Source organism: Crocosphaera chwakensis CCY0110, from assembly GCF_000169335.1.
Classification (GTDB): domain Bacteria; phylum Cyanobacteriota; class Cyanobacteriia; order Cyanobacteriales; family Microcystaceae; genus Crocosphaera; species Crocosphaera chwakensis.
The window spans coordinates 1-5,856 of the sequence record NZ_AAXW01000119.1 but is presented as its reverse complement, the minus strand read 5'-3'; the positions used below and the strand labels follow the sequence as shown (position 1 = coordinate 5,856).

The following is a 5,856-nucleotide window of genomic DNA, read 5'->3' as shown; positions in this document are numbered from 1 at the left end:
AAATATTTGCTGATTCCGCTTCGCTCCATTCGCAAATATTCATCTCAAACAGCTTTTAAAATTATTCTCATACTTCACTTACTAGCTTAATTTCAACTGTTATACATATTATATTACACTGTTTACTTAACTCAATAACATTGTAATTAAATTAATGATAATTCCTTTCCCATCTGCCTAACGGGGGTTATAGGGGGTGTCCCCCTAACATACCTTTTATTATAATTATATAATGTATTGTAAAACAATGTATAATTATAATGTATGCACTGTAAGGCTTATAAGATTAAATACTCACTAATTTTCTTTTTAATGCAACCATAAGAAACTTAACTAACCTTTGCATCTATGCAATATATATGACAACTTATAATACACTGTTATTTATATATGTATGCAGTGTTTATATTTAATGTGTATAACAATATGTTTGTAACTGTAGTTAATTATTGTATTGTATGTATGCAAATATAGTTGTATGACATAATATACTACAGTATAAGTTATACTATTAGACACTTGTATTATGTCTCAAACATCGCGTACAGCAGCTATTACAATCCGATGCCCCCTAGACTTAGTTAACAGCATTGATGATCAAGTTAAGCAGACTAGGCAGAATAAAACTGATGTTATACTTGGTATGCTTTTAAGTTCTATTCCTAGTCTACATATTACTGAACGAGTTAAATTACCTAAACTACCTGGAATTTATTTTGTTTACACTTTAGATCATAATCTTCTTTACATTGGTAAAGCTGATAACTTACGGACTCGTTGGAATAATCATCACAAATATCAATACTTTATTGAAACTTCTATCGAGTCTAGAATAGGTTACTTTACTTTTGACTCTATTGATAATCTTAATGAAACTATAGAAGAGTTTGAGTCAGAACCTACTGAAACTATCGAAACTAATGTTTTAGTAACTGCTTCTCAACTACAAGAAGTTAAACAAGAATTGAATACCCTAAAACAACAATTTAATGATACATTATCTACCCTAGTTCAGTTCGGCTCAGAATCCATAGTTAAGAAACTAAAAAACCATTTACCTCCTAGAGGTTTACAACAATGGAAACCTAATCATGAGGATCTAAGAGACGGTATTAATCGAAGTAGTCTGGCTAAACACTTTGGTTTTAATACAGTTAAAGATTTGGAAGACGCAGCTTCCTTATTCGACATAGACCCAATCGAATATCTTGAAGAACTTAGTGGCTGGAAATATTACCCCTCCGGAGAAAACAACCCATCCCCTAAATTTAAACCTGAATAACTGATCTACCAAGATCCAATTTTAAAGCTGTTTGAGATGAATATTTGCGAATGGAGCGGAGCGGAATCAGCAATATTTGTTGAAACAGCACACAGGGGGTTTGGGGGCAGTATGCCCCCATATAAACAATTATTTTCTGATCACAGAAAATTCAATTTAAGCAGTCTCCCAAGGGGACGGTTAGCGCAAGGGTAATGGTATAATACGACTGAAAGGAGACGATCTTACCTACAAAAAAACTAGCGAGCGTTGAGCGAGCTACGATCCCCCTTTCTTGACCCTCTAAGGGAAAAAAAGCGCACTTACGCAAACTTTGTTTGCAAAGTGCTTAATATTATATAAGTTAATCCCAGTCATCAAAATCATTTGATTTTTCTTTTTTAGGATTAAGCTCACGCCATTGATAAAAACCCCACCCCTCTTTTTTACCAAGATATTGAGCGCATAATTTCCAAATTGATAGCGGTGGATTTAATTCTTTTAATCGGTAAACTAACCATCCTGGTTTGTACTCTTTTGCTTGTTGCTGTCTGATCAATCTTAAAAACTCATTTAACGATTCTTCTCCTTGGCCAACTTTGGGAATTGGAAACAGAGTCACACTAAAAATCAACATCACGTAGTCATCCATAACGTCAATTTTGCCTACAGCTGTAATCTCCATTCCGTTCTCCAGCTTTCGGAGGATCAAACCCTTCTTTGATTCCCAAGTGTCTAAATTTTTCACCGTTCCTGTTAGTACAGCAACCTGTCTCAAAAGTAATCCCTGTCTAACTTTTAGCTTCTTTAGTATCGCATTTTTTGTCCGATATTTGGGGACACCCCAAGCCCCGATCTGGAGGGTCAGTAACCAGTCCCTCCAGACCTCCCCGAACGACGGCTCTAAGCACCTTTAAGCCAGCTTTTAAAACATTAAGAAAATATTAAAATTACCAGTTTTGATCGCTGGAAGCTAGACCTAGAGCGGATTTCCGCCTTACGTTATTAAGAGGTAGACATAGCACTAAGATGAAATCCTGGAAACATTGATTATATAAACATTTCAGCGATTTTGTTAGCCTATAAAAACTTGAGTCTATGAACTATAGTTTTTATAGGCAATGTATCCATAAAAATTTTAGGGATTAAACTTAAAGATGGACAATAAACAATATGGGTCTAAAAGACTCAGACAAGCTATCGAAATCATCGAAAGTAATGGACTGAGTGTTTATAGACGCAGACGAAAGGAGAAATCGTTTGTGAAACTTTACACTGATTCATTAGAAGCAATACTTCCAAAAATAAGTGGTAGTGCGCTCAAGGTACTTCATGCTCTTGGTTTTCGTATGGGCTTTGAGGACACAATTGTTGAAATGACTCAACGGGAAATTCAGCAAGCCACAGCGTTAAGTGAACACACTATTAGAGAAGCACTTAACGAACTAGAAGAGTTGAAAATTATTAGCCGTCTTGGGCCTAATAACCGACGCAAATACGTTTTGAGTCAAATGTTTGTGAAAAAAGGAAAATAAAAAAATTGACTCATAAGTTTTGCTTATAAGTCAATCGTTCCCTAATTAAAACACGTAAAACCTTTATTTAATCAGCGATTAAGCCCTCTAGGTTATCTTTCCGCAGTTTGTGAGCGTAACCCCGATTCTCTCAGCGCAACGAGAAGGGGTCTAGAAGCAACATTATACCTCTTCGTAAGTAAGCCCCATCTTTATATATTTCATGTCTTTATGATACCTTTAAGGTTCAAATAAAAGAGTATTTAGTTCAACTATGCTTCTGTTAAATTATTAACTCTAGTTTAATTCCTACATTTCTTTAAATTATGAAATAAGTCAATTTTCTATTTCCCTTAACATATTTTCATATTTCTCTGTATCTTTCTGAAAATCATTAATTATTCGTTGAATTACTAATATATCTCCTTTTAATTCTATGATTTCCTTGTGTATACCTTCCAATCTATATATATAATTTTTGATTATTTCGATTATTTCTTCTAAATATTCTATTTCTATTAAATTTAATTCATTTCCTAATGCTATTCTTCTATTTTGATTTACTGAATTTGGTTCACCTGAATTTTCTTGTTGATATTCTCCTATAAGACTTTCTTTTTTCTTACTTAATTCACTTTTTAAATTTGATTCTTCTTTTTTAAATTTACTTCTCAGACTACTACCAAATTTCTCCAATTCTAAAATTCTTTTTTTAGGTAATAATTTTTCAAACTTTGTCTTTTTCAAATTTTCTATTTTTTGTTCATATTCTATTTCTTCTACTTTTAAATTTTCTATTTGGTTATTAACATTTTTACTTATTAATTCATCTTGACTATCCTCAAATACTTTTAATCTTCCTTGCGTTCTTTTAATTTGTGTTATTATTTGCTCAATAAAAGCTATTTCTAAATTTAACTTATCTAAACTTTTTATTGTTTCATTTAATAAACTATAATTTTCTAAAGAAGTATTGATTATACTATCGATTTTTTGATGATATTCCTGCTTATAATTTTTAATTATAGTTTGATGTTCTTTAATAACGTCATTGATTCTTTCTCTTTCTCTCATTACTTTTTCTCTATCATCTATTTTAGATATTGTACTTTGTATTTTTGTCAATTCTCCTTGATATTTAGTGTACTGATTCTTTATATCGTTACTAAAATTATTTAGCATATCAGGATCTAATCCAAAATATTCAGATGAACTAATTAAGTCTTCTACCTCATTTTTAAATTTTTCTAATACTTGTATAATGTTTGCCACTATTATTAATTGCTTCTTAGAATCATTATCAGTATTTTTAGATTGTACATTACTTAAATCCTTTTCAAATTTTCTTCTCATTTCTTTTAGTTTCAACCAAGTTTTATGACCCGTTTTTATTTTCTCTATTTCATTATGTGAAATATTGCCATTTTCTTTATATTTTTTTGTTAAATAATTCATTAATTTTATGTCTTGTACTAACTTTTTCTTATCTATTTTGCTGTGAACTTCCTGATAATGATTTCTAATTTTTTTCTTGTTTCGTGGGTAAACTATTGTCATTCCCCTCAAATAACCACTCATTAAATTTAATAATGCAGCTGATATTGGTATTGCTAATGCAATTATATTAAATGTATCATAAGTAATAATGTCATATATACTTGCAAAAAATTCTACTGAAAAATAAATTCCTAATATACCAAAATTTAATTTTACATCAAAAGGTAGCTTTTTATCTTTATCTGGTTCATCTAAATACTTTCCTTGAACTTTTTCTAAAACTTCTTTTTCACCTTTTTGCTCATTTTCTGTAACTACACCATTAGATTGATTTTGAACTTTTCCCAAATACTCAAACTTAATTTTTTGTTCTTGTTCAGCATCTTGTTTATTATAAAAAAAAGTCACTTGACTAGCTATTATTATATCAATAAAAATTATAAAACATAAAGAAACTATGAAAGATATTGTAGTCTCTCCATTACCCCAACTATCTGGTACTACTGTTTGAGCTGCTTTCATATTTAGTGATGCTGCGATAGAAGCAACAATTAACCACATAACTATAAAAAGCTTATTATTTAATTTACTACTAACAGTGAAAAGGAAATTTCTATTTTCTTGGTTAGCTTCATTTTCTGTCAATTGATTTTTTTTATATGTTCTCTCTAATGAAAAATTGAATTTACCGTAATCTTTAGCTATGCTCTTAAGTTCTGGTACTAATCCAGATATAGTTTCTTGATCTATTTTGGATAATCCCAAAGCATTTAATCTTTCTACTTGATTTTCAATAATGTCTTTTGATTCATCTTTCATAATTTCTTACCTCAAATCATGATTATGACGTAACTTTTCTATGTCATCAAAAATTTTACTTTGGATATCTTTATCGTAAAAATCTACAGTTTCACTATATTGGCCTTTACTATATTTACCTTTAAGTAATTCATAGAGCCACTTATTAAAATTATAATTACTCTCATTATTTATATTATTTGATATATTTTTGGTACTTGCGTGTATTAATCTTCCTCCATTGTTTTGTATTTGATCTGCTAAATCAGTAATTATTTGATCACATTTATTATCGTGTTCATTAACCTGGACTTGACTAATAACAAATGGAGTATGTGAATTATCATAACTTAAAACATTATATAGCTTATCCCATACTGCACAAACAAAAGTTCCTTTTTGAGAAATTTCTGTTTCTTTTTTCTGAATGTCGTTACATTCTTTCTTTAGATTTCTTGCTGATTGATACAGTTGGGGTTCTCTATATTCATCTAAAGTTTTTCCTCCAACTGGCATCAGAATATATTTATCTTCTTTTTTAGCTTTATCTGCTATCGCAAAACAAGATTCTTTAAGTTGACGAGTGAATACTTTGTCCTCTTGTGCTGACTTACTAATATCTAAAATATGTATAAAAAATATTGGTTTGGCTTTATCGGTAGATGACTTACAACCAACCAAAATTAAAATTAAAATGAATAGTAGCCTTAAATTAATTTTTTTATACACATTTTTACACCTTAGTCAAGAACTAAAAACTAATATTAGCAAATATAAACAAATTTG

General features: G+C 30.2%; 5 protein-coding genes. 2 read left to right on the top strand and 3 right to left on the bottom strand.

From position 1 onward, the window contains the following. Window positions 1–526: 526 nt before the first annotated feature. Window positions 527–1,282 (top strand): GIY-YIG nuclease family protein, encoded by a 756-nt coding sequence (locus CY0110_RS27320; RefSeq protein ID WP_035800861.1) that lies wholly within the window; start codon window positions 527–529, stop codon window positions 1,280–1,282. Window positions 1,283–1,625: 343 nt separating this feature from the next. Here the strand turns inward: CY0110_RS27320 and CY0110_RS31270 are convergent, their stop codons facing one another. After that, window positions 1,626–1,946 carry a DNA-binding protein gene (locus CY0110_RS31270; protein ID WP_232285823.1) on the bottom strand — a complete coding sequence of 107 codons (321 nt, stop codon included), beginning with the start codon at window positions 1,944–1,946 and terminating at the stop codon, window positions 1,626–1,628. A gap of 472 nt (window positions 1,947–2,418) precedes the next feature. Here CY0110_RS31270 and CY0110_RS27310 point away from each other — a divergent pair, with 472 nt between their 5' ends. After that, window positions 2,419–2,796: a replication/maintenance protein RepL gene (locus tag CY0110_RS27310; protein WP_008278905.1), complete on the top strand. Its 378-nt coding sequence runs from the start codon at window positions 2,419–2,421 to the stop codon at window positions 2,794–2,796. 315 nt (window positions 2,797–3,111) lie between these two features. Here CY0110_RS27310 and CY0110_RS27305 read toward each other — a convergent pair whose 3' ends face one another. Together CY0110_RS27305 and CY0110_RS27300 are read right to left on the bottom strand one after the other, a co-directional pair. Next, window positions 3,112–5,091 carry a hypothetical protein gene (locus CY0110_RS27305; protein WP_008278904.1) on the bottom strand — a complete coding sequence of 660 codons (1,980 nt, stop codon included), beginning with the start codon at window positions 5,089–5,091 and terminating at the stop codon, window positions 3,112–3,114. Between the two features lie 6 nt (window positions 5,092–5,097). Then, window positions 5,098–5,799 (bottom strand): hypothetical protein, encoded by a 702-nt coding sequence (locus tag CY0110_RS27300; protein ID WP_008278903.1) that lies wholly within the window; start codon window positions 5,797–5,799, stop codon window positions 5,098–5,100. Between the last annotated feature and the right edge of the window lie 57 nt (window positions 5,800–5,856).

Bases quoted from the DNA above. Each gene is read 5' to 3' on its own strand.
- CY0110_RS27320 (WP_035800861.1), top strand. From the start codon at position 527: ATGTCTCAAACATCGCGTACAGCAGCTATTACAATCCGATGCCCCCTA.
- CY0110_RS27305 (WP_008278904.1), bottom strand. From the start codon at position 5,091: ATGAAAGATGAATCAAAAGACATTATTGAAAATCAAGTAGAAAGATTA.
- CY0110_RS27310 (WP_008278905.1), top strand. From the start codon at position 2,419: ATGGACAATAAACAATATGGGTCTAAAAGACTCAGACAAGCTATCGAA.
- CY0110_RS31270 (WP_232285823.1), bottom strand. From the start codon at position 1,946: ATGGAGATTACAGCTGTAGGCAAAATTGACGTTATGGATGACTACGTG.